Source organism: Veillonella sp. CHU740 (genome assembly GCF_003992055.1).
Lineage (GTDB): Bacteria > Bacillota > Negativicutes > Veillonellales > Veillonellaceae > F0422.
The window spans coordinates 181,178-208,034 of record NZ_RQVD01000001.1; the positions used below are offsets into that span (position 1 = coordinate 181,178).

25 protein-coding genes and 1 tRNA gene are annotated in these 26,857 nt (G+C 40.3%); 3 read left to right on the plus strand and 23 right to left on the minus strand.

Going from position 1 to position 26,857, the window contains the following annotated elements; genetic code table 11:
* Positions 1 to 83: 83 nt before the first annotated feature.
* The 5 genes from trpS to modA all read right to left on the minus strand — a co-directional run bounded on the left by trpS (position 84) and on the right by modA (position 5,595).
* Positions 84 to 1,070: a tryptophan--tRNA ligase gene (gene trpS, locus EO115_RS00850; protein ID WP_126937099.1), complete on the minus strand. Its 987-nt coding sequence runs from the start codon at positions 1,068 to 1,070 to the stop codon at positions 84 to 86.
* An 8-nt stretch (positions 1,071 to 1,078) separates the two neighbouring features.
* Positions 1,079 to 2,911: a glutamine--fructose-6-phosphate transaminase (isomerizing) gene (gene glmS / locus EO115_RS00855; RefSeq protein WP_126937100.1), complete on the minus strand. Its 1,833-nt coding sequence runs from the start codon at positions 2,909 to 2,911 to the stop codon at positions 1,079 to 1,081.
* 606 nt (positions 2,912 to 3,517) lie between these two features.
* Positions 3,518 to 4,141 carry an ATP-binding cassette domain-containing protein gene (locus tag EO115_RS00860; RefSeq protein WP_126937101.1) on the minus strand — a complete coding sequence of 208 codons (624 nt, stop codon included), beginning with the start codon at positions 4,139 to 4,141 and terminating at the stop codon, positions 3,518 to 3,520.
* Positions 4,142 to 4,150: 9 nt separating this feature from the next.
* Entirely contained in the window at positions 4,151 to 4,810 is a 660-nt protein-coding gene (modB, locus tag EO115_RS00865) for a molybdate ABC transporter permease subunit (RefSeq protein WP_126937102.1), read from the minus strand.
* Entirely contained in the window at positions 4,807 to 5,595 is a 789-nt protein-coding gene (modA, locus tag EO115_RS00870) for a molybdate ABC transporter substrate-binding protein (RefSeq protein WP_126937199.1), read from the minus strand. The genes modB and modA overlap by 4 nt, the downstream gene beginning before the upstream one ends.
* 139 nt (positions 5,596 to 5,734) lie before the next feature.
* On the opposite strand from modA, the gene EO115_RS00875 reads away from it, so the two are divergent.
* The gene (locus EO115_RS00875) at positions 5,735 to 6,715 is read left to right on the plus strand and encodes an AEC family transporter (protein WP_126937103.1); all 981 of its coding nucleotides are present in this window, start codon (positions 5,735 to 5,737) and stop codon (positions 6,713 to 6,715) included.
* A 177-nt stretch (positions 6,716 to 6,892) separates the two neighbouring features.
* Here EO115_RS00875 and EO115_RS00880 read toward each other — a convergent pair whose 3' ends face one another.
* From EO115_RS00880 to EO115_RS00900, 5 genes are all read right to left on the minus strand, one after another.
* The gene (locus EO115_RS00880) at positions 6,893 to 7,189 is read right to left on the minus strand and encodes a metalloregulator ArsR/SmtB family transcription factor (protein ID WP_126937104.1); all 297 of its coding nucleotides are present in this window, start codon (positions 7,187 to 7,189) and stop codon (positions 6,893 to 6,895) included.
* Between the two features lie 32 nt (positions 7,190 to 7,221).
* Complete coding sequence (locus EO115_RS00885; protein WP_126937105.1) at positions 7,222 to 7,854, minus strand: hypothetical protein; 633 nt, start codon at positions 7,852 to 7,854, stop codon at positions 7,222 to 7,224.
* Complete coding sequence (locus EO115_RS00890; RefSeq protein WP_164724013.1) at positions 7,851 to 9,275, minus strand: DUF2157 domain-containing protein; 1,425 nt, start codon at positions 9,273 to 9,275, stop codon at positions 7,851 to 7,853. The genes EO115_RS00885 and EO115_RS00890 overlap by 4 nt, the downstream gene beginning before the upstream one ends.
* Before the next feature lie 52 nt (positions 9,276 to 9,327).
* Entirely contained in the window at positions 9,328 to 9,774 is a 447-nt protein-coding gene (locus EO115_RS00895) for a universal stress protein (RefSeq protein ID WP_126937107.1), read from the minus strand.
* 531 nt (positions 9,775 to 10,305) lie between these two features.
* Positions 10,306 to 11,514 carry an MFS transporter gene (locus EO115_RS00900; RefSeq protein WP_126937108.1) on the minus strand — a complete coding sequence of 403 codons (1,209 nt, stop codon included), beginning with the start codon at positions 11,512 to 11,514 and terminating at the stop codon, positions 10,306 to 10,308.
* 149 nt (positions 11,515 to 11,663) lie between these two features.
* Between EO115_RS00900 and EO115_RS00905 the strand changes: the two genes are divergently transcribed.
* Positions 11,664 to 11,752: transfer RNA gene (locus EO115_RS00905), tRNA-Ser, on the plus strand.
* A gap of 522 nt (positions 11,753 to 12,274) precedes the next feature.
* Here EO115_RS00905 and uraA read toward each other — a convergent pair.
* The 3 genes from uraA to trmB are packed head-to-tail and all read right to left on the minus strand — an operon-like array spanning position 12,275 to position 15,647.
* Positions 12,275 to 13,552 (minus strand): uracil permease, encoded by a 1,278-nt coding sequence (uraA, locus tag EO115_RS00910; protein WP_126937109.1) that lies wholly within the window; start codon positions 13,550 to 13,552, stop codon positions 12,275 to 12,277.
* Between the two features lie 36 nt (positions 13,553 to 13,588).
* Positions 13,589 to 14,986 carry an FtsW/RodA/SpoVE family cell cycle protein gene (locus EO115_RS00915; RefSeq protein ID WP_126937110.1) on the minus strand — a complete coding sequence of 466 codons (1,398 nt, stop codon included), beginning with the start codon at positions 14,984 to 14,986 and terminating at the stop codon, positions 13,589 to 13,591.
* Positions 14,970 to 15,647, minus strand: a complete 678-nt coding sequence (gene trmB / locus EO115_RS00920) for a tRNA (guanosine(46)-N7)-methyltransferase TrmB (RefSeq protein WP_126937111.1) — start codon at positions 15,645 to 15,647, stop codon at positions 14,970 to 14,972. The genes EO115_RS00915 and trmB overlap by 17 nt, the downstream gene beginning before the upstream one ends.
* Positions 15,648 to 15,751: 104 nt before the next feature.
* Here trmB and queC point away from each other — a divergent pair, with 104 nt between their 5' ends.
* Positions 15,752 to 16,450 carry a 7-cyano-7-deazaguanine synthase QueC gene (queC, locus tag EO115_RS00925; RefSeq protein WP_126937112.1) on the plus strand — a complete coding sequence of 233 codons (699 nt, stop codon included), beginning with the start codon at positions 15,752 to 15,754 and terminating at the stop codon, positions 16,448 to 16,450.
* Positions 16,451 to 16,516: 66 nt separating this feature from the next.
* Here queC and EO115_RS00930 read toward each other — a convergent pair whose 3' ends face one another.
* From EO115_RS00930 to EO115_RS00975, 10 genes are all read right to left on the minus strand, one after another.
* Positions 16,517 to 17,167 carry a PepSY domain-containing protein gene (locus tag EO115_RS00930; RefSeq protein ID WP_126937113.1) on the minus strand — a complete coding sequence of 217 codons (651 nt, stop codon included), beginning with the start codon at positions 17,165 to 17,167 and terminating at the stop codon, positions 16,517 to 16,519.
* A gap of 89 nt (positions 17,168 to 17,256) precedes the next feature.
* Positions 17,257 to 18,111 carry a twin-arginine translocase subunit TatC gene (tatC, locus tag EO115_RS00935; RefSeq protein ID WP_126937114.1) on the minus strand — a complete coding sequence of 285 codons (855 nt, stop codon included), beginning with the start codon at positions 18,109 to 18,111 and terminating at the stop codon, positions 17,257 to 17,259.
* A 2-nt stretch (positions 18,112 to 18,113) separates the two neighbouring features.
* On the minus strand, positions 18,114 to 19,085 hold the full coding sequence (locus tag EO115_RS00940) for a polyprenyl synthetase family protein (protein WP_126937115.1): 972 nt from the start codon (positions 19,083 to 19,085) through the stop codon (positions 18,114 to 18,116).
* A complete protein-coding gene (gene yihA, locus EO115_RS00945; RefSeq protein ID WP_126937116.1) occupies positions 19,082 to 19,777 on the minus strand; it encodes a ribosome biogenesis GTP-binding protein YihA/YsxC in 696 nt (231 codons plus the stop codon). Before yihA ends, EO115_RS00940 begins: the two co-directional genes overlap by 4 nt.
* Positions 19,774 to 22,083: an endopeptidase La gene (gene lon, locus EO115_RS00950; RefSeq protein ID WP_126937117.1), complete on the minus strand. Its 2,310-nt coding sequence runs from the start codon at positions 22,081 to 22,083 to the stop codon at positions 19,774 to 19,776. The genes yihA and lon overlap by 4 nt, the downstream gene beginning before the upstream one ends.
* Before the next feature lie 90 nt (positions 22,084 to 22,173).
* The gene (gene clpX / locus EO115_RS00955; protein ID WP_126937118.1) at positions 22,174 to 23,397 is read right to left on the minus strand and encodes an ATP-dependent Clp protease ATP-binding subunit ClpX; all 1,224 of its coding nucleotides are present in this window, start codon (positions 23,395 to 23,397) and stop codon (positions 22,174 to 22,176) included.
* A 12-nt stretch (positions 23,398 to 23,409) separates the two neighbouring features.
* Positions 23,410 to 24,003 (minus strand): ATP-dependent Clp endopeptidase proteolytic subunit ClpP, encoded by a 594-nt coding sequence (gene clpP, locus EO115_RS00960; RefSeq protein ID WP_206168421.1) that lies wholly within the window; start codon positions 24,001 to 24,003, stop codon positions 23,410 to 23,412.
* Positions 24,004 to 24,043: 40 nt separating this feature from the next.
* Complete coding sequence (gene tig / locus EO115_RS00965) at positions 24,044 to 25,372, minus strand: trigger factor (protein ID WP_126937120.1); 1,329 nt, start codon at positions 25,370 to 25,372, stop codon at positions 24,044 to 24,046.
* Positions 25,373 to 25,472: 100 nt separating this feature from the next.
* Positions 25,473 to 25,934, minus strand: a complete 462-nt coding sequence (locus tag EO115_RS00970; protein WP_126937121.1) for a CBS domain-containing protein — start codon at positions 25,932 to 25,934, stop codon at positions 25,473 to 25,475.
* A gap of 12 nt (positions 25,935 to 25,946) precedes the next feature.
* Positions 25,947 to 26,849, minus strand: coding sequence for a hypothetical protein (locus EO115_RS00975; RefSeq protein WP_126937122.1), 903 nt, complete (start codon positions 26,847 to 26,849; stop codon positions 25,947 to 25,949).
* Positions 26,850 to 26,857 lie beyond the last annotated feature (8 nt).

Below are 26,857 nucleotides of genomic sequence, written 5' to 3' on the forward strand. Positions count from 1 at the left end.
CATACCCATGGATACTATACTCATTACTCCTACTAAAAAAGATGTAATGAAACACAGCTCGTGCATCTCATTACATCTTAGTATTACTTACGTCGTAAGCCCATTGCTTCTTCTACACGAGCTAATGTTACATTCGCTACAGCAGCTGCTTTTTCAGCACCTTGTGTCAAAATTGTATCTAATTCAGGACTGTCGATTAATTCTGCATACCGTTCATGGATCGGGGTCATCGCTCCTACTAATAGATCTGCAATGTCACCTTTGAAAGTTCCATAGTTTTTACCAGCATACATGCTTTCAATAGCCTCAAAGGAATCTCCTGTTAAGGCATTATAAATGCCCATCAAATTGGAAATACCTAGTTGTTTTTCTTTGTCGTAACGCACTACGCCTTCCGAATCAGTGGCAGCTTTTTTAATCTTCTTCACCACCACATCTGGCGTATCCAACAAGCGAATGGTAGCCCAATTATTATCATCAGACTTACTCATTTTTTTCGTTGGATCTTGCAAGGACATGACACGAGCCCCACCTACGGTTGTTTTAATTTCTGGCATAGCAAATACTTCACCGTATTTGAAATTGAAACGTTGCGCCAAGTCACGAGTTAACTCGATATGTTGACGTTGGTCATCCCCTACAGGCACATAGTTGGTTTGGTACAGCAAAATATCTGCTGCCATCAATGGTGGATATGTCAACAAACCAGCCGGGATGGTTTCCCCTTGTTTCGCCGATTTATCTTTGTACTGGGTCATGCGCTCTAACTCACCGATGGAGCTTAGAGTTGTTAAAATCCAGCCTAATTGTGCATGGGCAGGTACTTCGGATTGCACAAATAAAGTCACTTTATTCGGATCCAAGCCTACTGCTAAATATAAGGCAGCTAAGCTTCTTGTATTGTGAATTAAGTCCTTTGGATCTTGTGGTACTGTAATCGCATGTTGGTTCACGATACAGTAAAAACATTCATGGTCATCTTGGAATGTTAAGAAGTTGCGAAGAGCTCCAAGGTAATTACCAATAGTCAACTCACCGCTAGGTTGTATTCCGGAAAATATAACGGACATAGTATCTCCTATTCTACGGTTACAGATTTCGCCAAGTTTCTTGGTTTATCTACGTCAGCACCGCGTGTGATGGCTGCATAATATGACAACAATTGCAATGGTACAACGGCTAAAATAGGCACTGTGAAAGCATCAGTTTTTGGCACGAAGATGGTATGATCAACATATTTCGCCAACTCTTCGTCGCCTTTCATACCAACACCGATGACGATGGCATCACGAGCTTTTACTTCTTTGATATTACTCATCATTTTTTCACGTACAGACTCTTGTGTTGCTAAGGCAATCACTGGAATTCCTTCTTCGATCAATGCCAAGGTACCATGTTTCAACTCGCCACCTGCATAAGCTTCTGCATGGATGTAAGAAATTTCTTTCAATTTCAAAGATCCTTCCATAGCTACAGCATAGTCGATTAAACGGCCTAAGAAGAACGCATCTTCTTTATACCCATAATGGTTGGCAAAGGCTTTGATTTCGTCCACATTTTCAAAGATTTCATGCGTCAATGTAGGTAACTCTTGTAAGTTTGTCAAAATTTCATGTTTTACCGCTTCATCAATGCGACCATTCAATTGACCTAAGTACACAGCTAATAACAATAAGGCTACTAATTGTGTAGTGTACGCTTTCGTGGAAGCTACGGCGATTTCAGGGCCTGCCCATGTATAGATAACTTGATCCGCTTCACGGGATACAGCGGAACCTACTACGTTGGTGATACCCAAAGATTTAGCACCTAAGCGTTTTGCTTCTTTCAAGGCAGATAAAGTATCGCTAGTTTCGCCAGATTGACTGATAACAATACACAATGTATCTTCATCTGTTAATGGTGTACGGTAGCGATATTCGGATGCAATGTCTACCTCTACTGGAATACGTGCCAATTGCTCGATGTAATATTTCGCCACCAAACCTGCATGGTATGCAGTACCGCAAGCTGTAATCAAGATGCGTTTGATGCCTTTTACCATGTCTGGCGTCCAGTTTAACTCATCATACACAACTTCTGTAGCTTCTTTATTAATACGGCCACATAGAGTATCACGAATCGCTTTTGGTTGTTCGTAAATTTCTTTCAACATGAAATGTTCGTAGCCACCTTTTTCAGCCGCTTCTGCATTCCATGTGACATGGTAAATGTCTTTTTCTACTGGTTGGCCAGCGCGGTCAGTGATGGATACGCTATCTGGTGTAACAATAACAACTTCGTTGTCGTTGATGATATATGTTTCACGAGTGCGTTGAATAATAGCTGGGATATCGGAAGCGATGAAGTTTTCACCTTTTCCTAAGCCCACTACCAATGGATTATCTTTTTTTGTAGCAATGATTTTATTTGGTTCATCCGCACAAACCATCACTAAAGAATAAGACCCTTCAATGCGTTCTAACATGCGACGAACGGTACTTTCAAAATTGCCATCATACATATCGCTCAATAAGTGAGCCACCACTTCTGTATCTGTTTCAGATGTAAATTCAACACCTTTAGCCAATAATTCTTCTTTCAATGGCATATAATTTTCAATGATACCATTGTGAACTACGGCAAATTTGCCATCTGTGCTTGTGTGCGGGTGCGCATTCATATCGCTTGGACGACCATGGGTAGCCCAACGGGTATGACCGATACCAATATGACCTTGGTTAGGATCAGCTTTTACCACAGCTTCCAAATTCGCCAAACGGCCCATTTTCTTTTGTACTTTAATCACATTATTTTCGCCCACTACGGCAATCCCTGCAGAATCATATCCGCGGTACTCTAATTTCTCCAAACCTTCCAGCATAAAATCTGCTGCATTTTCAAATCCAATATATCCTACGATACCACACATGGTATGTACCTCCTTGATTAATTCATTACTGTTGCTTCTGAAAGTAGCCTTTGTGCACCTAGTTACCTTGGTGTTTTGCTCTACTTCTACGACGGAAGCTCGCCGAGAGGCATCCGCTGAATTTCGATACTCCTCTACCTCGTCCGCTGTGAAAGCCGTCTCTTTCCAGCGCTTGCGCTATTCGCCTGTACGAATTTGGTTCCTCCTTTGCATGTGTTTCGACAGTTCTGTTGATTATGCCTTCTCTTTTAAAAAAAGTCATAATCAGTAGTATTATACTTCATATGAGCAATAACTGTAAAGAAATAAAGAAATTTATGTAAGGTACATATAATTTTTGTCATAATATAATGATACATAAATTTCACTCACAACTAGCACAAAACTAATATAGAGGAATGCTGAAGTGTATCAACATTCCTCTATTCCACCATTATGCTATTAATCTAGTTGTGCATGTGTTCATCGCCGCAGTCGTATTGCATCTGTTGTACTATGCATTCATCTACGCCAGTCCTATTGCATGTGTTGTACTATGCATTCATCTACGCCAGTCCTATTGCATAGAAGCTGAACTTGCCCATGCGCCGTGAACCTGCGTTCCCATTATAACTCTTCTGCAATGACTCCATCACGACACAACAATCGATGATTACCTACTGCTGCCGCTTCTTCCTCACTATGAGTGACCCATAAACAAGGAATGCCCCATTCAGAGATGATAGCCACTAAGTCTTGTTGCAACTGAGCACGCAAATTCACATCTAGCGCCGTCAATGGTTCATCCAATATGAGAAGTACTGGTTTAGAATACAATGCCCGGCCTAATGCCACTCGTTGTTGCTCTCCCCCAGACAAGCCTTTGGCTTTCTTCTTGAGATGTGGTGTCAATCGCAAGCGTTCCACAATATGATCGAATAACTCTGGAGAACCTTGTTTGCTATACCGAATATTCTCCTCCACCGTCATATGGGGAAATACAATATTACCTTGTGGCATATAGCCGATGTGACGGTCTTGGGTGGGTGTGCCCCTTCCCTTTTCGAACCATACCTCATCATTGGCTGTAATCCTACCTGTTTTCGGTGTCAACAATCCACACAAAGCTTTCAAAAATGTAGATTTTCCACTCCCAGAAGGGCCCATCAGTGTGGTAATCCCCTCTCGTAAAGTTCCTTGGGCTTTCACCGTAAAAGTTCCTCGTTCTATCACAATGTCAAAGGAAATCATAGTACCTCCTTACCGATTAGAGAAGAGGGAGCCCTTGGTGAGCCCTTGAATAACCCATACAAGCCCCAATGTTAAGATACAAATATAAATCACAAGTTCAAAGGCGCCACTATAATCGCCAAATTCTACGAGAGAATAAATGGCTAATGGCATTGTTCTCGTCACCCCTGGAATATTTCCAGCAATCAAAATAGTGGCACCAAATTCTCCTAAGCCACGGGCAAAACACAAGATGGATCCACTGAGGATTCCCTTCCATGCCAGTGGCAGTGAAATTGTCCAAAACACACGAAATTCCGAGGCCCCCAAAGTGCGAGCTACATCTTCCATATCTCGATCGATTGCAGCCAGCGCTGTTCGCACCGACTGATAGAAGAGGGGAAAGCTGACCACGGCGGATGCAATGATTGCTCCTAGCTTAGAGAACACCACTCTGATGCCGTGAGCCTCTAACCACGCCCCAAAGGCATTGCCTGGAGAAAATATGATGAGCAACACAAAGCCCAATACCACCGGTGGCAACACTAGGGGTAATGTAAAGAAGGAATCAATCAGAGATTTTCCTGGGAATGAATATCGCTTCATTACATAGGTAAGACTGAGTCCCACCACCACATTGATGAGAAGCGCTAAAAATGCGACTTCGATAGATAACTGTAAAGCTATCATTGTTGAGCCGGTTCAGCGAAGCCCCATTTAGCTAATACTTCGCTAGCCTCTTTGCTTGTTAGGTACGCATAGAAATCTTCTGTTAATTTATTTTGGTTCTTTTTCACGATACCAATTGGATATTCAATAGGTGCATGTAATTTCGCATCTACAGTAGCAGAAATATCTACTTTGTCTTTCAATGCCAACGCATCTGTTTTATATACAAATCCTACATCAGCAGCACCTTCTGCAATGTAAGCGCCTACTGCTTTTACGTCTTTTGCAAATACGATATTAGGTTCTACTGCATCCCATAGATTCGCTTTTGTTAAAGATTCTTTCGCATATTTACCAGCTGGTACCGTTTCTACTGTACCGATAGCTACGCGTTTTACATTTGTAATATTGTCCAATGTAACTGCATCTTTCCCTTTTGGTACGATCATCACCAATGTGTTAGCTACAAATGGACGAATGTTATCCATCAAGCCTTTTTCGTTCAATTGATCCATGTTCTTTTTGTTCGCAGAAATAAAGATACTGGATGGTGCGCCTTCTTCAATTTGTTGACGTAATGTACCAGATCCAGCATACACAACATTAATTTGTTCTGGCTTCAAGTTGTGTTTTTTCACATAGTCTGCTTTTAACTCTTCCAACGCCCCTTGCATACTAGCTGCTGCAGATACAGTAATCGTTTCTGTTGTGGATGGTGCTGTAGACGATGTATCCCCTTGTCCACCGCAACCTGCTAATGCCAACATGCCTGCCATCATTAAACCTACTAACCAATTTCGCTTCATCATGATATCCTCCCTTTAAAAATATATAATAGAAGCTTACTACATGATTTTATTATACTTCATGTGTCACAATAATGAAATGACTTTGCTTACATATGATACAATAAATATGACAACTAGATTACCTAAGGAGTGTTTTATGGAATTATTTTTTCACATCATACTGACAAGTATTGTCCCCATCTTATTACTCACCCTCATGGGCGTTCTATTAGATCGATGGTTCCACCTCGATTTGCGAACATTGAGTAAACTTAATTTTTATCTATTCCTACCCGCCTATATTTTGAAATCTTTTTATGTCACTGACTTAAACAGTGAAAGCTTCGAAATATTCGCCTGTGCTCTCATTATCTTATTTGCTAATAGTTTACTCGCTGGCATCGTAGCCAAATGGCAGGGCTATAGTATGGGAAAAACGGAAATTGTGCGCAACGCTACTATGTTTTCTAACATTGGTAACCTTGGTGTTGCTCTTGGTACCTTTGTCTTTGCCAACGATCCGTACATCATCGACGGAGCCACTCCCTATTTACATGATGGCGTGATTGCTATTATTGCTACCTTCATTATCCAAACTATTTTCTGCAATTCTCTTGGCTTTTATCAGGCGGGTAAAGGAAAGCTCACTACACGTGATTCGATTCGCACTATATTGCATATTCCCATCATTTACTGTGTGCCTTTATCTATATTGGCGCATTACTATAGCCCTATCGACCTTACACAAACTATCATATGGGGGCCTCTCGACATATTTGGCCGCTGCTTTGTAGGGGCTGCTATGCTAACTTTAGGGGTACAACTCAACCGTACACCTTGGAACTTTGTAAAGAAAGATGTGCTCATCACATCTGCATTGCGATTGATTGCAGGACCTATCGTAGCTCTCGCTGTCGTATTGCCCATTACTATGTATTACATGCCACTGCAAGCAATTGCAGCACAAAGTATTATCATTGCCTACGCAGTACCATCAGCGGTCAATACAGCCCTCATGGCAGTCGAAATGAATAATCATCCCGAGCTGGCTACACAAATTGTGCTGGCCACTACGGTGTTGTCTTCTTTTACAATGCCACTGGCTATTTTGTTGGCATACTACGTATTCCCCTTATAACTAACAACCTTATACATTCATTCACTTGATATGTATATAGACAAACTTATACCGATACATGCAATGAATGACGTTAGATATTTAGAAAAAACTATCCCACACTGTGTCAATACAGTATAGGATAGTTTTTTTCATGCAAAAAGGGCTGCTATTGCAGCCCTTTCACATCGTATTATTTTATTGATGGCCTACATGTTCTAAGCCCTGACGAATCAAAACGATAACGTGGTCATCATTCAAACGATACCAAGCCGTTTTACCTTCTTTTCTAAATGTTACGAGTCTTGCTTGACGCAATACACGCAACTGGTGAGATATAGCCGATTGACCCATATCCATCGCATCTGCAATTTCAGTGACACACATTTCTTTCTGAAGCAGATGTCTAACAATACGCAAGCGCGTTGGATCACCTAGGACCTTAAATAGTTCAGCTAACAATTGTGTTTCCAACTCTTGTTGATTTGTTTCCATCTTAACCTCGCTATCATAACAATTATACGACACTATTCCTTACTATTTGATGTTTCTATTATATCATCTTTTTTCGGTTCTGTATCGCCAATTTTTTCTAATAATACTCGAGAATCCTTTTCTTGATCCACTACACTTTCAGGAACAGCTAATTCTAGAGGTACACCTTTGGCATACACCCCAGTCATAACGCCATATCCATCTTTAATTTTAAGTGTCCCAATCAAAGTTCCTTTATAATTCGTATAAAATTTGCTATCTACTTTTGTGAGATCTACTTTCACACGATTGAAAGGTATAGCAAATTCCACCACCCCATGGTCAAAATGCTTGACTCTGGCCCGAATATACTCTTCCTCTGTAGGCTTCACGTCAGTAGCTCCCACAACTTGTAATATCCCTGTAGGTTTTGGTGTAACCAGTACATATACTTCATGACCTTCTTCAGGAATATCCTTTCCTTGCCAAGTCGCATAAGACCCTAAGAACTCTACATCTAAGTAATCCGATGGAACCCAGCCCAGATGTCGGCTTACTTTAACAGGCCACTGATACTCAGCTCCACCTTGCAATAAAGTAGTATATCGTTGCTGAATATAAAACTGACTCAATACAGCAGCAATCACAGCGAGTCCAAAGAAGATCCATTTTTTTATTCCTTTCATAGATCCTCCTTCCTTGTTACTTCCTCTGTATCTACAGTGGAAGTAGGTGTTTCTGGTGAAAACTCTGCATCCATATCAGATGTAGGTAATGCCTCTACTTGCCGTTGTACTTGACGAATCCGTTGATTGACTGCGGATCGTTGTTGGCCTTTGCGCCACAAATACAGCGCATTGATACCCAAGACAATCAGGCCTAGTACCAAGAATGACACGCCTCTTTCAATAAACGTAAAGCTAGGGTCAAAAAAACGCGCCCCAAACATAGCAATTAATGTTACCACCGCACCATTTAATAAGCTCATCTTTTTAACCATGGTCCCTCTAATAAATGTTCCCAAGGCTGCGATTAAAATATAAGCATTAAACAAGATCGATGTAACAATAGGTGTGGCCCCTGATACAGCTAGGATATATCCACCAAACACTGTAAACGGTATAAACCCAATACAAGCCTCAATGCGTCGCCCTACTAGTAGTCGACGTAACAGCGTTCCTGCAAAAAATAAACTGCACACCATGAGCACCCAAATCCACCAAGCCATTGTACTGTCTGCGATACGAATCCATGTTCCAATATACGTGCCTTCTACAATCGTATAGAGCATCGCAATAGCACCAACACCTTTACAAGGAAGAGCCAATAAAGCAATTCGTTTCTCCAATGTACCTAGCGCATACGTAACGGCCGCTAATACGCTGATAAAGAAAAGATTCATCTGTGGTTCATAGGTAGAAAGGATGAAAAAGACCTCTCCAAAGATAGCGCCAATAAAAGCCCAAGCCACCCACATCAACAATGGATCTGTATTCGTTTGATTTTGCTCAAACCTCCGTAGAAAGTATGGTACGGCAAGCACCAATAATCCACCTACTGCTAACGGCCCTACCCAAGCATTTAAGGCATGATTTGAGAAACTCCACCCCAATACACCGATGAGATAAAAAATCATACCTACACCTGAGTTCAGGATGTAGATGATCGGCAATGAGCAACATAAGATAATCAGCACGTAGAGTCCTATATGTTCTCCTGTGTAATATGTATCTGCCACTAAAAAAGTAGCTGTCGTCAATACTCCCATATAGATGAGCGTAATCACTTCTGCTGCTACACTAGCGGGCTTTGCTTTCCATACACCAAAAGCTGCTACCACCATAGACAGGAGTAACATCGCTAAAGACCAATCAAAGCGTCCATTAGGGGAAAATCCATACCAATATCCCGCAAATAAGAGGATAATACCCAATACAATGAGCATGGCTCCGCCTAGTACAGTGATAAGTCGCGTCCAAGATGGGCCTTCTTTTGGAATATACCCATACTTGAGTTGCAACTGTTGACTTTGTTCCTCTGTAATAAGTCCATCTGCTTTCCACTGTGCTAGTTCCTCATGAAGCCAACGTATATGTTTTACATTCATAAGCCTCTCCATAGAAAAAGGCTTTGCTCCTAGAACAAAGCCTTATATCCTATTATTTAACAATCAATACCGGACATGTGGAATGACTGGTTACATAGCTACTTACGCTACCCATAAACAAGCCTTTCAATGGCCCCAATCCACGGCTCCCCATAACAATTAAATCTGCATCATATTTTTTAGCTACCGCTAATACAGCAGGTCCAGGAGAACCTACTTCAAAGACACATTTTACTTTCATATCTGCTGGCACATCTGCTGCCACTTCGCCCAAGATTTTTTTGCCAGTTTCTTCCATATCTTCTGCAATTTGCTCAGACACATAGCCACCACTAATTGGAGTTTGGTCAAAGTTAGAAATTGCGGATACAATATTGGCTACATGCACTAAAATCAATTCCGCATCATTACGTTTCACGATTGCCAATGCATGTTCTAACGCTCTTTTACCATTTTCCGATCCATCTGCAGGAACAATTATTTTTTTATATTCCACCATAGTAAGACCTCCTCCATATATTCATACGCTACTATGTAATATCCCTATATCATGTATATTCGACATAGTCTTGAAAATTCCTTTTCTGTACTCTTATTGTCTCACAAAATTCTAATCTTCGCAAATGAAACTTGCGTCACGATGATATCTTTATGGTGTTCTTTATCTGCTGGCTAGCAAAGGGAAGACCGTGGCACACCTCTCCACAAACTGATACTCCGTTAGGTTTGCTCCGAGGTATGCCACGTTCTTCTTACTGCACCCTGAAATGGTAAAAGAACACCTACAAGAGTATATCCTACCACTGCGTTTCTACGGAGAGGTGTGCTATGTTTGCTTTAGAATATGCTGCATTCTTCTTGTAATATATATCCTTAAAACTCAAGAACTGCAATTACCATTATCTCAAAATTTTTATTTAAATACATTTTCTTTCATGTACATAGGATACATAAATTTTTTATTCTATATATGTACTTTTACATTATTTTCCTCAAAGTTATAAGGAATAACTCATAAAAGCGTACATTCTTATTTTAGTCGAATTAATGACAGTAAAATAGCTCCGATGATGGGAGAGATAGATAGTGCCATTAAGGCTGTTTGGTAATTGCCTGTAGCTGTTAATACTGTGGATAATATGATAGGTGCTGTAAGGGCTCCAATTTGGTTAAACAAGTTCACAAATCCTGCCGTAGTGCCTCGTAGTTCTGGCGGTGCGGCTTGGATAATGATCGCATTTGTAAGAGGGCTATACATGAAAGCTCCCATACCTAATAGAGGCGCCGTAATATACAACATATCTGGATTGCTTGTATTGGCAAATATCAACAATGCTGGGGAGAATAAGAACATAACGATAGCCGCTAAATAGTTTCTCGGCAAAGATATTCTGTCAGAAATAAATCCGATAGTTGGCTTTGCAACCACTGCGGCGATGCCATAGAGACTCATGATCGCTCCCGCAAAGATTGGTGTTACATGCAATTGTTTCACTAAATACAAGTTAGCCCAAGTGGTCACGCCCCATGTAGTTCCTGTGGCGAAGAATCCCATAACAGCTAGTAACAAAATGTTTTTATTCGTTCCTACAAAGCGTAAACTTTGTGCTAACGACATGGACTGCTGCTCTGTTCCTTCTGTTTCTGCTATGCGGTTCTTTCTGAAAGCTTGTACTTCTTTCACCGTAAATAACGCCAAGAAGAACACTACCAAAGGTAATACAGCAGTAATTAAAAATGCCATTTGCCAACCGTAATTAACCGCTACATACGGTGCATATCCGTTGACTACGGTAATCCCAAAGGATGTACAGCTCATAAAAATACCTACAGCTGTGCCACGTTGCTCCGCACTAAAATGTTCTCCTATAGCTTTCAAACAAGCAGATTGCACCGGTCCTGATACAATCCCCAAGAGAAATCGCAGCACTAAGCCATATTCGTAACTTTGTACGGTACTCATGAGACCCGTTACAATCGCCATCGCCACTAAGCTACCTAAAATTGACTTACGATATCCAAATCGATCCGCTAATAATCCACCCGGCAATACCGTCAAGGCATACCCAAAGTAAAAAGCTGTCAAATACGACGTACCTTGCTGCGCTGTAAATTGCAACGCTTCATTTACAATAGGCATCAAAGATGACCACGACAAGCGCATCACAAAACTTAATAAAAAAGTTAACCACAACGTGAGCAATATCCCCGTTTGTGTAAGAGTAAATCCTTTCTTCATACCATACCTCCTATGGCGTACTTCAAATCATATTCTGTAATATGCATACGATTATAACATATGTGACATGATTTTACATTAAATATATATCACATTGTAATTGACAAACACTCTACTTCAATGATAGACTATTACTAGTTTTTATATTTGGAGAGGTGTCCGAGTGGTTTAAGGAGCTGGTCTTGAAAACCAGTGACTCCGCAAGGGGCCGTGGGTTCGAATCCCACCCTCTCCGCCACAATAAGCTGTTACCAATATGGTAGCAGCTTTTTAGTTTCCTCCGTAGAATCGCAGGTATGCGTAATCGCCTCGTGGCGTTCCTTACTATCTACATTACACAAATACGAGAAGAGCACGGTGTACTCCCCCACCGCTGAGCACCCTCCCAAAATAACGGCACAGGCTATAGGACCCACGGTATACATCAAAAGTATGTGGCGGTCCCTTATTACAGCAAAATAACACATATGCAAAAGAACACGATATATTCCGGAGCAAACCTAACGCTAGTATCAGTTTGTGGACAAGTCTATCACGCCATATCATCAACGTTCTATGACTCCAGCAATCACCCTTCCGTAGAATCGCAGTTGTGCGTAGTAGCCTCGTGGCATTTCTTACTATCTGCATCATACAAACACAAGAAGAGCACGGTGTGCCCCGAACAAACATTATGAAATACCGTTTGTGAGGGGGATACCGTGCTCTTCCCTTTGCAATATTTAGTTAAGATCGCCACAGGCTGCATAGCAGAACAAGATTAGTCCTTGAGATCCTGATTCCCAAGTCCTGTTTTACGTAAGATAGCAAAGATAACACTCAATACAATCGCTGTTACCGTTGCCAATCCCATACCTTGTAATACTACTGGGCCAATCGCTAATTTAGCATTGCTAAGACCTACTACTAATACGATAGAGGATAAAATTAAGTTAGTAGATTTTGTATAATCTACTTTACGTTCTACAAGCATACGCAATCCAGATGCCGCAATGATGCCGAATAACAAGATACTTACGCCACCCATAACTGGTACTGGAATCGCATGAATCAATGCTGCTACTTTACCAACAAAAGAGAATAGAATCGCAAGTACTGCTGCACCAGCGATGACAAATGTACTATATACACGAGTGATTGCCATAACACCAATATTTTCACCATATGTTGTATTCGGTGTAGCCCCAAATAGACCCGATAAAATATTGGATATACCATCAGCAAATAGAGAACGACTCAAGCCTGGCTCTTTCATCAAATCACGACCAATGATATTACTTGTTACCACAATGTGACCAACGTGCTCTGCAAACACTACGAATAACGCAGGCATAATCATCAAGATTGCATTGATATTAAATTCTGGCTCATAAAAATGTGGGAAGGCAAACCATGCTGCATTTTCTACGCCACTGAAATCTACCACACCCATAATAGCAGCTGCTACATAACCAGAAACAACGCCAATTAATACAGGGATGACTGCAAAGAATCCACGGAACAATACGGTACCCAAGATTGTCACACTTAAGGAGAATAATGATAAGAATAATGCTTGTTCATGAGTCATACCAAAGGTTTGCCATTGGTCGCCTATGATACCTGCCATGCCCATAGCTACTGGTGCTACTTCTAAACCGATAACCGCTACAATGGCACCCATCGCCGCTGGTGGGAACAATACATCAATCCATTTGATACCGATAAATTTGACCAATAATGCCAACAACATAAAGGAGATACCAAATGCAATGAAACCACCTTGTGCAGCGCCATAGCTCATACCAGATGCTACGACAGCACTTACAGGTCCAATGAAAGCAAAGCTAGATCCTAAGTAGGAAGGAATCTTTCCTTGACAAATCAATACGTATAAAATCGTACCGATACCGTTCATAAATAAAGAAGTAGCTGGATCTACTTTCAACAAGAACGGTACGAGTACAGTAGCCCCAAACATAGCAAATAAATGTTGGAAACTAAGTGGTAATAACTTAGCCAACGAAGGGCGTTCGTGAACATCAATAAAATCTTTCATTGTTCATCTCTTTCTGTGCGAATCGCACGTTAACTACTACGACCGAGGTTGGAATCGATGCCTTGTTTCTTCACCAATAGATGGTAATGGTTGCGTCGTTCCAATTTTTTTGCGTGCATATTCATTACGGCGCGCAATATTTAATAATATTCCCACAGCAGCAAAATTCGTCACCAGCGAAGATCCACCATAACTGATAAATGGCAATGGTACCCCTGTAACCGGCGTCACACCTGCAACCATGGCGATATTAAAAAATGCTTGTAAAATAATAAAAAATGTTAATCCTGTAGCCAATACTTGACCAAAGAAATCTCTCGAATGGCGAGCTATAGAGAGTCCATAGCGAGCAAAAAGTAAGAATAGGAAAATCACCAACACTACGCCTAACAATCCTGTTTCTTGAGCCCATATGGAAAATGCAAAGTCTGTATGGGCTTCTGGTAGATAATTATACTTAGAAATCCCTTTGGTAATTCCTTCGCCAAATAATCCTCCCAAAGACACACTCAATATACTCTGCGTCACTTGATAGCCCGTAGCAGTTGAGTCCGACCAAGGATCGATATAGGCAGTCAATCGTTTCAGCCGGTATTCTTTAAACACCGAGCCCACAATGAAAAGAACAATTCCTAAGGCTCCGATTCCCCATAAATACTTATAATGCTTTCTATAAAATCCTACGCAAGCTGCCATAATAACAGGAAAGCCTATAATCAATATAGATGTACCCATATCTGGTTGCAGCATAGTCAATACTACATAGATAAAAGGAACCACTGTAAACGCTGGTAATAAAAGATCTACTTGCCAAGTGCCAGGTTTTCCTGTCACACCTTGGTAGAGTGCATTGATTTTATCCACCATGCGTCCCCACCATTGTCTAACTCCTTGGAATCGTCCAGATTGTCCCCAATTATAATATTCATACAAATGGATGGTATCATGTTTTTTCACATGCCTGTCCAATGTATAGGCGGCCCAAATGATAGCCCCTAACTTAGCAAACTCTGAAGGCTGTAATGTCAATCCTCCTGGCAAACCAATCCACCGCTGCGCCCCATTCGCACCATGTCCAATGCCTGGTATGAAGATGGCTATCATGAGGATACAAATCCCAATAAACAGCCATTTTTGTACCTTCCACCGCAACCATTTTCTATAATCAATCCGATAAAAGATAATACCAAAGATAGCACCTACTGCCAAAAAGGCAATTTGCTTTCCTAATGATTTCACAAAGGGTCCCCAGTCTCCACCATGAAGTGTACTGGTATAGGTGGCACTGTATCCATTGACAAAGCCAATGATGACAATCAGCACCACTGGAAAGAGCAATCCTTGTGCATCATGCTTAAAGAGAGTCTTTAGAAAAGCACTGATTTGCTGTATTCTGTATAACAATGGGGATGTATGATTAGTTTTCTCCTGCATCAGTTATGTCACTTCCTTTAGCTGGCTTAATCGCCTCTAAGCGGAAAATTGGTTGCCCTTTGGCGCTGAATTTTTCTTCATATTCAGTACGTACATTGGGAGTATCTGTACTATGTAAATCATAACTTACATTTTTTAATGTCCAACCAGAATTTTCAAACTCTTCTAATGAGAACATGAATAAGCCTTCATTATCTGTTTTAAAATGGATTTCTCCATCTTCTTTCAATAATCGAGCATAGCGATCTAAAAATGTATGATAGGTCAATCGACGTTTGGCATGTTTTGCTTTCGGCCATGGATCGCAGAAGTTAATATAGAATCGATCTACTTCTCCTGGTGCCACTACCTCTTCAATACCAGCGATATCGAATAAGCTCACCTTTCCATTCGTAGCTTTTTGTTCATATAACTTTTGTGCCGCATAATAGAGCACGCCAATTTGTACTTCAAATCCTACAAAATTTGCTTCTGGATGGGCTTCACACATACCGGAAATAAACTTTCCTTTTCCCGTTCCCAGTTCCATATATAAAGGTTTTGTAGGGTCTTCAAAACTTTCACGCCATTTTCCCTTGAAAACTTCGTGATTCTCTAGTACAGTATACTTATCATATTCTAGGATCGCTTCATCAATCCACGGTTTCCTACGTAAACGCATAATGTCTCCTTTGTAAACAATCTTATCTTTACTATTATAGTACAACATGTGCTCCATGTCAGTACTCTCTTATAAATTTTTTCGATTAGGAAAGGTATATTTCTATGAAAGTATTAGTACTCTCTAGTGGCGGTGTTGATTCTACCACCTGCCTTGCTATGGCTATCGATTCTCTAGGTCATGAAAACGTGAGTGCCCTATCCATTTGGTACGGCCAAAAGCACAAAAAAGAGTTGGATTCTGCAAAGGCCATTGCCGACTATTACAAAGTTCCTCATTACGAGTTAGACCTAACGCAAGTTATGTCCTATTCCAACTCTTCTCTACTATCTTCCTCTAGTGAAAGTATCGACCATCGTTCGTATGGGGAACAAATTGCAGAGAGTGGTTCCGTATCCACCTATGTCCCCTTCCGCAACGGCCTGATTTTATCTATGGCTGCCAGCATGGCTCTTAGCTTGTATCCAGACGATGACGTGGCCATTTACATCGGCGCTCATGCTGATGACGCAGCAGGTAATGCGTACCCTGATTGTAGACCCGACTTTAATCACCACATGAATGAAGCTATTTACATCGGATCTTACAACAAAGTTCGTCTAGTAGCACCTCTGAACACAATGAATAAAACAGAAGTGGTACAAGAAGGATTGCGGCTGCAAGTTCCTTATCATCTTACCTGGTCCTGCTATGAAGGTGGTCATGAACCATGTCATACCTGTGGTACCTGCCGTGACCGGGAGCAAGCATTTCTTAATAACGGTGTAGAAGATCCCCTATTATATGGATCATCTAGTCACTAACAATATAGTGCTATCAAATTCATTACAGCAAAAAAGCTATTCACTCCTATTTGGAATGAATAGCTTTTATTCTTCTTTGATGACTTCAATGACTTGGCTAGAATTAGCATCAATCGTAACTAGCATCGTTTCACCATGCACATCTAAGGCTAGATGATAACGAGCTACATACCCTTGTGTTTCTAGGCTCCACCGCAATAACTGTGCGCCATCCCCTAACATCACCATAGCTACTCTTCTCGCTTCATCAGGAGTAATAATGTCCCCTAAATCAATGCTAGCAGACTCGGTCGACGTCTCAGTCTTTTGCTCCACCGCTGAACTAATCACTTGTCCTGTCATAGCATCAATCATAACACTATGGCCGGCTTCTGATGAAACACCTGCTACTTCATAGCTTTTCCGCCCATTTTGTTCGTCAAATGTAATCCCTCTAATTTGTGCTGTTGGATATTGTTGCTTATACAGATTTACAGCACCTTTCATATCTACCAGAAGTGGATCTCCTGTATTCTCAGTTGTATCGCCTTCTGTAGGTACTATCTTCATCTCTGGTACAGGAACTTTCTTAACCGTTACTGGCCCATTATCTGTAGAAACCACATTCGTAGATGTAGTCATAGAATCTTTAGTCGCACTACACCAATACCACGAGCCAACGCCCATGCATCCTAGGGTACAAATACACAGGATACCTATGATTTGTTTACGCGTCATATTGATTTCCTTTATCTCTTTATATACAGATATATCTAATAATTTAGTTATAGTATACACTACAATTATGAAAGTTTTATGAATGTAAACTATACTTTCAGAATATACCGTAAAATTCCATGACTAATTTCATAAAGCAGTACCATCGGTCCTGCGATCATCGTCTGCGATAACATATCTGGGGTCGGTGAAATAGCGCCCCCAACGATAAAGGCCAATAAAATAAATATTTTACGGAAACTCCTCACTCGTTGTGACGATAAAATCCCTAATGCACCTAAGGCTACAATAATCAGGGGCAATTCAAAGGTAATTCCAAATGGAATGATGAATCCCACAACGAAATCAATATACTGTCCAATCGAGAATAATGGTTGCAACCCATCTGTTCCAAAGCCGATAAAGAATTCTATGGCTGTAGGCAACACTAGGTAGTATGAAAATAGAACCCCGATGATGAATAGAGAAATCGCCGAAGGTACAATAAGGAAGGTTACCTTTTTTTCACCTTTTGACAAGGCGGGAATAATGAAAGCCCAAATCTGGTAGAACCAAACTGGACTCGACACGATTAATCCAGAGATAATGGAAATCTTCATGTATGTAAAAAAGGCTTCCGTAGGTTTTGTATAATACAATTTCCCTGCAGGGGCGATGAGTATTTGTATAATATCATCTACATAATAGTACGATACGACAGTCCCTATAATCATCGCTACTAAGGCTACGATGATACGCCCACGAAGCTCCCCCAAATGATCAATGAGCGACATAGAGCCTGCCTCATCCATTAACTTTTGTTCTGTCTCAGTATAGGTGTCCTCTTGCAACAAGGCGTCTTGCTCTTTCTGTTGTTGAGCAAGACGCTTCTTTTGTGCAATCACACTATTTAAGGATGGTCGTTTCGCCGTCATCTCGAAGTCTTTTACTTGAAATGCTTTCATAGTTATACCTTACGTGTGGCTAATTTATCAAGAATTTTTTGTAAAATGTCTTTACCTTTAAATGACGGTAATTGCTCCAAAGCTGCTTCTGATTGTTTTCGATATTCAGTCTCTAGTTGCAATGCACGATCCACACCGCCTTCAGCTATCACATACTCTAACAACGCTTTTGTATCAGCACCGTCTCGGATTTCTTGAATCATACCTTCTAAACGAGCTCTATTCTCCTCACTCACAATGGATAATAGAGGGTATGTCAAGATGCCTTCTTTTACATCCTTGCCTACTGGTTTACCTGTCGTTACTGTTTGTTCACGATAATCCATGACATCATCTGTAATTTGAAAAGCCATCCCTAGGCCATGACCATAGGTGCGCAATAATTGAATATATTCCTCTGACCAGCCACCTAGAATACCACCAAGTGCTAAACAACCTTCTATGAAGTCTGCTGTTTTCTTTTGTGTTTTCAACAAGTAGCGTTCCGTGCCTTGATCTAATCGGTACACATCTTCCATTTGCATAAATTCGCCTTCTACTAAGGCAGAAATAATATCAGAAAAAATAGTTAAGCAAGGAATAGAACCGATTTCAGCAACAATCCCAAAGGCTTTAGCAAATAGGTAGTCACCACTTAGAATGGCCACTTTATTGCCCTTTGTACAATGGATAGAAGTAACACCTCGTCGCACTTCTGCTTGATCGAGGACATCATCATGAATTAAAGTTGCTAAGTGCAACATTTCAACTGCTGCGGCTATGCGGATTCGATCTTCTTTGCGAGAATCTCCCGTAAGAGCGATCAACAAGCATAGTTGGGCACGCAAGCGTTTGCCGCCCCCTGCAGATAGAGGGCGTATGAGTGCATTAAAATCTTCCGCACCGGTTTGTAAAGCACTACGCAAATATTCTTCGACCCCTTCTAGGTCGTTAGAAACGCGTAATTTCATTTGTGCATCTGTGAGAATACTCATGCCTCTTCCCCCAATAATACTGCATTAATACGTGTTAATAAACGATCTCGACCTGTATGTTTTAAAGAACTATACAGAATCGGCGGATATCCCGTAGGGTATCGCTCTTCTATCAGCTGCAATTGCTTTTGACGTTCGTTCATCTTTAACTTGTCAGCTTTTGTGACTACAATTTGCAAAGGAACCCCATGAGACTGTAGCCAATCAAAAGCTTCTTTATCGATAGGAAGTTCTGGATGACGACCATCAATCAACAAGCACAATAGCATCATTCGTTCACTTTGCAAAATATAGTTCGCTATGAAAGAGGACCAAATATTTGTATTCGATCCCCCTGTCTTCGCATAGCCATAACCTGGTAAATCCACCAAGAACCAATCAAAACGACGTTCCATATCATCTGGCAAGTCTTCTTTAGATTCAATGGTAAAGAAATTGATGGTTTTAGTTTTGCCCGGAGTTCCACTAACTAATGCTAATCCGCGATGATTACACAATGAGTTAATCAACGAAGATTTCCCTACATTAGAACGACCTAGAAAAGCGATCTCAATGGTATCTCCTTCAGGATATTGGTCAGGTTTTACTGCAGATGCTGTATAGGATGCCGCAATAATACGAGGCCCTGTAAATACTTCTTTTCTTGTATATACCGGCTTTGGATGCCGATGAGCTACTGCTTTCTTTTTCATACAAGCGCCTTTTCTAATACTTCTTCCATCGTTTTTACTGGCGTAATGAGTAAGCCTTCTTTCACAATATCCGGCAATTCTTGAATATCCTTTTTATTACCTTCTGGAATTAAAACTTCTTTCACACCATAGCGAAGAGCTGCTAATAATTTTTCTTTCAATCCACCAATTGGCAAGACACGTCCACGCAATGTAATTTCACCTGTCATGGCAATATCAGAGCGAACTTGTTTACCTGTTAAGGCAGATACCATAGCCAATGTCATCGTAATACCCGCCGATGGGCCATCCTTAGGCGTTGCTCCTTCTGGCAAGTGTACATGGATATCTAACTCTTTGTGGAAGTTTTCCGGTAATTCTAATGCTTCTTGATTATGGCGAATGTAGGACATCGCTGCTTGACCAGATTCTTGCATCACTTTACCCAAGCTACCTGTCAAATTCAATTTACCTGTACCCTTCATCGTTGTTGCTTCACACGGCAATACAACGCCGCCAACAGAGGTCCATGCCAAACCATATACGAGACCTACTTGCGCTGTTTCTTCTCGTTCTTCTTCTACGAAACGAGGGGTACCCAAATAGTCCTCTATATTGTCTATCGTTACAGTCGGAACTGTTTCACCTTCTGTTACTACTGCATAGGCTAATTTACGGCAAATTTTAGCAATTGTCTTTTCTAATGTTCGTACACCCGCCTCTTTGGTATACTCGGAAATCACTCGTTGTAATACCTCATCTGAAAGTACTACATCATAGTCTCCTAGGCCATTTTTTTCAATTTGCTTAGGCACTAAATATCGTTTCGCAATTTCTAATTTTTCTTCTTCTGTATAGCTGCTAAGCTCGATAATTTCCATACGATCTAGTAAAGGTCCAGGAATATGGCTCGCTACATTGGCTGTAGTAATCCAGAATACATCGGAGAAGTCGAAAGGAATTTCAATGTAGTGATCACTGAATGTACTATTTTGTTCAGGATCAAGTACTTCCAATAAAGCTGAGGATGGATCCCCTTTATAATCAGAGGCTAGCTTATCAATTTCATCCAACAAGAATACAGGATTACGCGTACCCGCATTTTTTAATCCTTGAATCATGCGACCTGGTAAAGCACCCACATAGGTACGACGATGACCACGAATCTCTGCTTCGTCACGAACCCCACCTAAGGAGGCACGGATAAATTTACGATTCATCGCTTTCGCTATAGAGCTTGCCAAGGATGTTTTACCAACCCCTGGTGGTCCCACTAAACATAAGATAGAACCACTCTGTTTACCAGATAACTTACGAACTGCTAAGAACTCTAAAATACGTTTTTTAATTTTTTCCAAACCATAATGATCACCATCTAACACATCGCTAGCTTCTTTCAATTCTAAACGATCATCAGATAAGGTTGTCCATGGCAATTGTAACAACCAATCAATGTAATTGCGAAGAATATTGGACTCCGGCATCATTTGTGGCATACGACTATAGCGCGTAATTTCCTTGTCAATACGAGTGTGAATCTCTTCTGGTAATCCAAGGGCTTCCAATTGCTCGCGCAGCTCATTCGCCTCTTGGTCTGGATCCATCTTATCGCCTAGTTCATCATGGATAATACGGATTTTTTCACGCAAGAAATATTCTTTCTGTGCTTTTTCCATTTGTTGACGAACTTGGTTGTTAATAGAGTTCTCTATATCATTAATTTGTAATTCTGTATTTAAAATGCCTACGACCATATTCAATCGACGACTAACTGAAAGCTCATCTAGAATGCTTTGACGCACTTTTGTATTGATCGGCAATATAAAAGCAATTTGGTCAGCTAATTCACTAGCATCTTCACTATTCATTACTTGGTCGATGCCTTCATCATTCGTAGGCTTTACAACCTCTACCCATTGGGCAAATTTAGATTGCAAAATACGACGATATGCTTCTTCTTCCATTGGCTCGTCATGTACTGCATTTAGAGGTGTTACCTCTGCCACATAATATGGATCCGTAGATGTAATGGCATCTAACTGAATACGAGTGACACCTTCTACTAAAATACGTACTACACCGCCTGGTAAGCGAAGCATTTGATTTATTTTAACTATTGTTCCTACTTGCCCTAATTCAGACAAGGTAGGAGTTTCGATATTTTCATCTTTTTGGGTAGCTACTGCTAAATATTGATCGCCATCCATAGCCGCTTTCACAGCTTGTACAGAAGCTGTACGTCCAATATCCAACTGTGTAACTACTTTGGGAAATACGACCATTCCACGAAGGGGAACCATCGGTAATGTCATAGGTTTAGTTTCCATTGAACCTCCCAGTACTATATTATAAAAAGAAACTCATTCCCCTTTGAAATGAGTTTCTTTGCCTTTACTATCTGATTGCGTCAGGTGGACTCATTTATTGAGTATTGGCTCTTCTTCGCCACGAACCGCTTTATCTGTTACGATGCACTCTTTTACATCTTTCATAGACGGCACTTCGTACATCACACGTTTCATAACTTTTTCGATAATGGCCCGCAAACCACGTGCTCCTGTATTGCGTTCTAAAGCTTCCTTCGCAATTTCATGGAGGGCAGCAGATTCAAAGACTAATTTTACATCATCCAAAGATAGCATTTTTTCATATTGTTTCGTCAATGCATTTCTAGGTTCTGTCAAAATTTTAATTAATGCCTCTTCATCAAGTGGGCTGAGCGTAACCATCACTGGCAATCGTCCAATAAATTCAGGAATTAATCCGAATTTTTGTAAATCTTCTGGCACAACTTCTTTCAGAATCGAAGCAATATTCTTCTCTTCTTTCTTTTGAATATCTGCACCAAAACCTAATGTTTTTGTAGCTGTTCGTTTTGTGATGACTTTATCCATGCCATCAAACGCACCACCACAAATAAATAAAATATTCGTTGTATCTAAATGTAACATCTCTTGGTTAGGATGTTTTCTGCCACCTTGTGGAGGAACAGATGCTACTGTACCTTCAAGGATTTTTAACAAGGCTTGTTGTACACCTTCACCAGATACATCACGAGTGATGGACGGATTTTCTGACTTACGAGCGATTTTATCAATTTCATCAATATAGATAATACCGCGCTGCGCCAATTCCAAATCATAGTCTGCAGATTGGATAAGTTTTAAGAGAATGTTTTCTACATCTTCCCCTACATATCCAGCTTCTGTCAAACTAGTAGCATCCGCCATGGCAAATGGTACTTGTAACATTTTAGCCAATGTTTGAGCCAGTAATGTTTTACCACTACCTGTAGGCCCAATAAATAAGACATTGGATTTTTGCAGTTCTACATCATCCACAACATTATCATGTTGCAATCGTTTGTAGTGGTTATATACTGCAACAGCTAAGGAAATTTTAGCATCATCTTGACCAATTACGTATTGATCTAAATGGGCTTTGATTTCTTTAGGAGTTGGTATATCCTGTAGATCAAATGTATCTGGTAATTCTTCCACTTTGTCTTCATTGACAATATGCTGACATACATCAATACATTCATTGCAGATGAATACATTAGGGCCTGCTACTAATTTATCTACTTCAGTTTCTGTTCTACCGCAAAAATTACAACGTCTTTCTTTATCATCTTTACTCAAACTCGTGCCTCCTTATTTGCTTGCTTGGGCTGGTCGAGTCAACACTTCATCAATCAACCCATAGTCTTTTGCATCCTGTGCAGACATAAAGTTATCTCTGTCTGTATCTTGGGCAATTACCTCAATAGGTTGACCTGTATGATGAGCCAACACGCCATTCAATTCTTCTCGCAAACGCAATATTTCACGTGCGTGAATTTCAATTTCAGAAGCTTGTCCTTGAACACCACCCAATGGTTGGTGAATCATAATACGAGAATGTGGTAATGCATATCGTTTGCCTGCAGCGCCTGCTGTGAGCAATAAAGATCCCATACTAGCTGCTGAACCTACACAAATCGTAGATACATCAGGCTTGATGTACTGCATCGTATCATAAATAGCCATACCTGCTGTCACAACACCACCTGGGCTATTAATGTATAAATGGATATCCTTATCTGGATCTTCAGACTCTAAGAATAGTAATTGCGCTACAATACTATTGGCAACGGTATCATCGATAGGACCACTTAATAAAATGATCCTATCTTTTAATAAACGAGAATATATATCGTAGGATCGCTCACCACGACCGGTTTGTTCCACTACGATTGGCACATACATAGACATATTACACCTCTTATACATGCACCTCTATTAGCGATTATTCCGCTTTTTCAGCACCTTTAGCATTCTCGATGATCAAACGAGCTGCTTTTTTACGAGCTACGGAACTTGCTAACATAGATACACGACCTTCTTTTACAATGATATCGTATACTTCTTTAGGATCAGCACCGAATTGTTGGGACATAGCAAAGATTTCGTAGTTCATGTCTTCTGGAGTTACTTGAACTTCTTCTGCTTTTGCAATTTCGTCTAATACTAAATCAGCACGTACGTTTTCAGCTGCTGCTGCTTTATTTTCTTCGCGCAATGCTTCGATTGTTTTATTGGAGAACTTTAAGTAATCTTCTAATTTCAATCCACGACCTTCAAGGTTCATCGCTAATTCTTGAACCATTTGTTCAGCGCGATCTTCAATCATAACTTCTGGAATATCTACTGTTGCATTTTTAACTGCCAATTCTACTAATGCTGCATTGTAAGCATCGATAGCACGACGAGCTGCATCATCTTCCATGCGTTTACGAAGATCTGCTACAAATTCTTCTGCTGTGTTGTAAGCAGGTTCAGTTTTGCCTTGACCTACAGATACGGAACGTACGAATTCATCAGTGATTTCTGGTAATTCTTTACGTTTAATATCGTGGATGTGGCATTCGAATTTTGCTTCTTTACCAGCCAATTCTGCAACGAAGTAATCTTCTGGGAAGGATACTGTTACAGTTACATCTTCACCAGCTTTGTGACCAATTAATTGTTCTTCAAAGCCAGGGATGAAGCTACCAGAACCGATTTGTAATGGATAGGATTTACCTTCACCACCATCAAATGCTTCGCCATCAACAAAACCTTTGAAGTCGATTGTTGCAAAATCATCATTTTGTACAGTAGCGCCTTCTGGAGCTGCTACCATTTTAGCTTGTTGGTTACGGATATTGTTTAATTGCTCTTCTACTTGTTCATCAGTAATTGTAGCATCTTGTTTTTCTACTTCTAAACCTTTGTATTCACCCAAAGTTACTTCTGGTTGTTTTACCAATGTAGCTTTAAAGATCAAATCCTTACCTTCTTCGAATTGTTCGCGTTCAATTTCTGGTTCGCTTACAGGAATGATTTCGTTCTCACGAAGCGCTTGTGTGTAAGCACGACCTGCTAAAATTTCGAATGCTTCTTCAGCAATTGCTTCTTTGCCATAGTTCATTTCTAAAATTTTTCGAGGTGCTTTACCTTTACGGAAACCTGGGATATTTACTTGGCCAGCAATGCGTTTCACTGCTTGCGTGAAGCCTTTATTTACTTCTTCCGCTGGAATTTCGATAGTAATAGACACTTTGTGTTGATCTACAGGATTTACTGTTGCTTTCATGAAAATATTTCCTCCTTAGGGCAAATGATACCCAAATTATAAGTTTTAATATTGCATTTTTAATATTATCACAAAGTAAGCAATAGTGCAATTATTTACACTAGTTACCTTGTTCTTCAGCGATAAGTTTCATGATATCATGACGACTTACCATACCTACTAAATGATAGGCATCATCGACGATTGGTAAATTTTTTAAATGTTTCTCTACCATGGCTCCTACCGTCACTTCTACTTCTGCATCTGCATAGGCTGTGATGACTTCTGTAGTCATAATTTCTTCTACTTTCGTAGCCATTAATTTTTTAAATTGTGCATCATATTCACCAATGCCACCGTAATAGATATTCGCGCCTAAAATGTTAATGTAGTGCGGTGCATGAGGGCGTACTTTTTTATATAATAAATCGCCTTCAGAAATAATACCGATTAATTTGTTGTTATCGTCTACTACGGAAATAGCTGTTAAATTATGTTTCACCATCAATTTAGCCACTTCTGTCAATTGTTCCTCTTTGCCAACAGTAATTGGATATTTGTTCATAATTTCTTGTAATATCATAGTAAATCCCTCCTATTTCATATATACATATGCGGCAAATATAATAATCACTAGTGCAGCCGCTACTAATATAGCAGTCAAACTTTTTCGATTGCCTCCATCGCCACCTTCTTCCGTGCCTACATGATTGCCTTCTTCATCATAGGTATGTCGATATTGTCCTTCTAAATCAGCATAATCCATGACATCCTCAACTTGTTCTTGGTTACGTAGTTCCTGTAATCGTTTTCTACGTTCTTCTACCTCATTTGTGGCGTGATGCACCTGCAATTTCATCATATCTTCTCGAATTCTATCAATATGAGGCACCATCATTTGCAATCGTTCTATCAACATTTTATTAATCTCTACACATTTTGTCAGTATCATTTGATGGAACAGTAACACCTGAGTCATATCTTCTTCTGAGCTAGTCTCAATCTGCTCTTCTAGCACACGATTCGCATATTCCTTTTCATGTAAAAGCATATCTACAATGGCAGAAATATAGTAATCTACATAATCAAAAATTCGATTTAACTCTACATTTTGTGCTAACAAGTCCTGTTTGGAGTGCCAAACATAGGCCGGATTTCCATTTCGGTCCTCAATTTGCTGAATCATATTACCCATATCTATATATGTATCTATTAGACTACAAATTGTATCTGTAACATTACCATACTCCTTCATGGCATCATGAAGTAACCCACGCCTTTCCTCCATGGCAGCCAAAAGCCCTTTTTGTTCTACTTCGACAAGCAATGCTTCATATCCTTGTATTTCCTCTTCTATTTCAGAACGAATCGCCAAGATATCTTGCTTTCCGTCTACTAATTCTTCTTTATACTGAGATATAAATTGGACTCCCTCTAAAGGTAACTCTTGTGCATCTACTGATACATATGTAATTCCTTTTTCAATAGCGCCTTTCATATACGTCT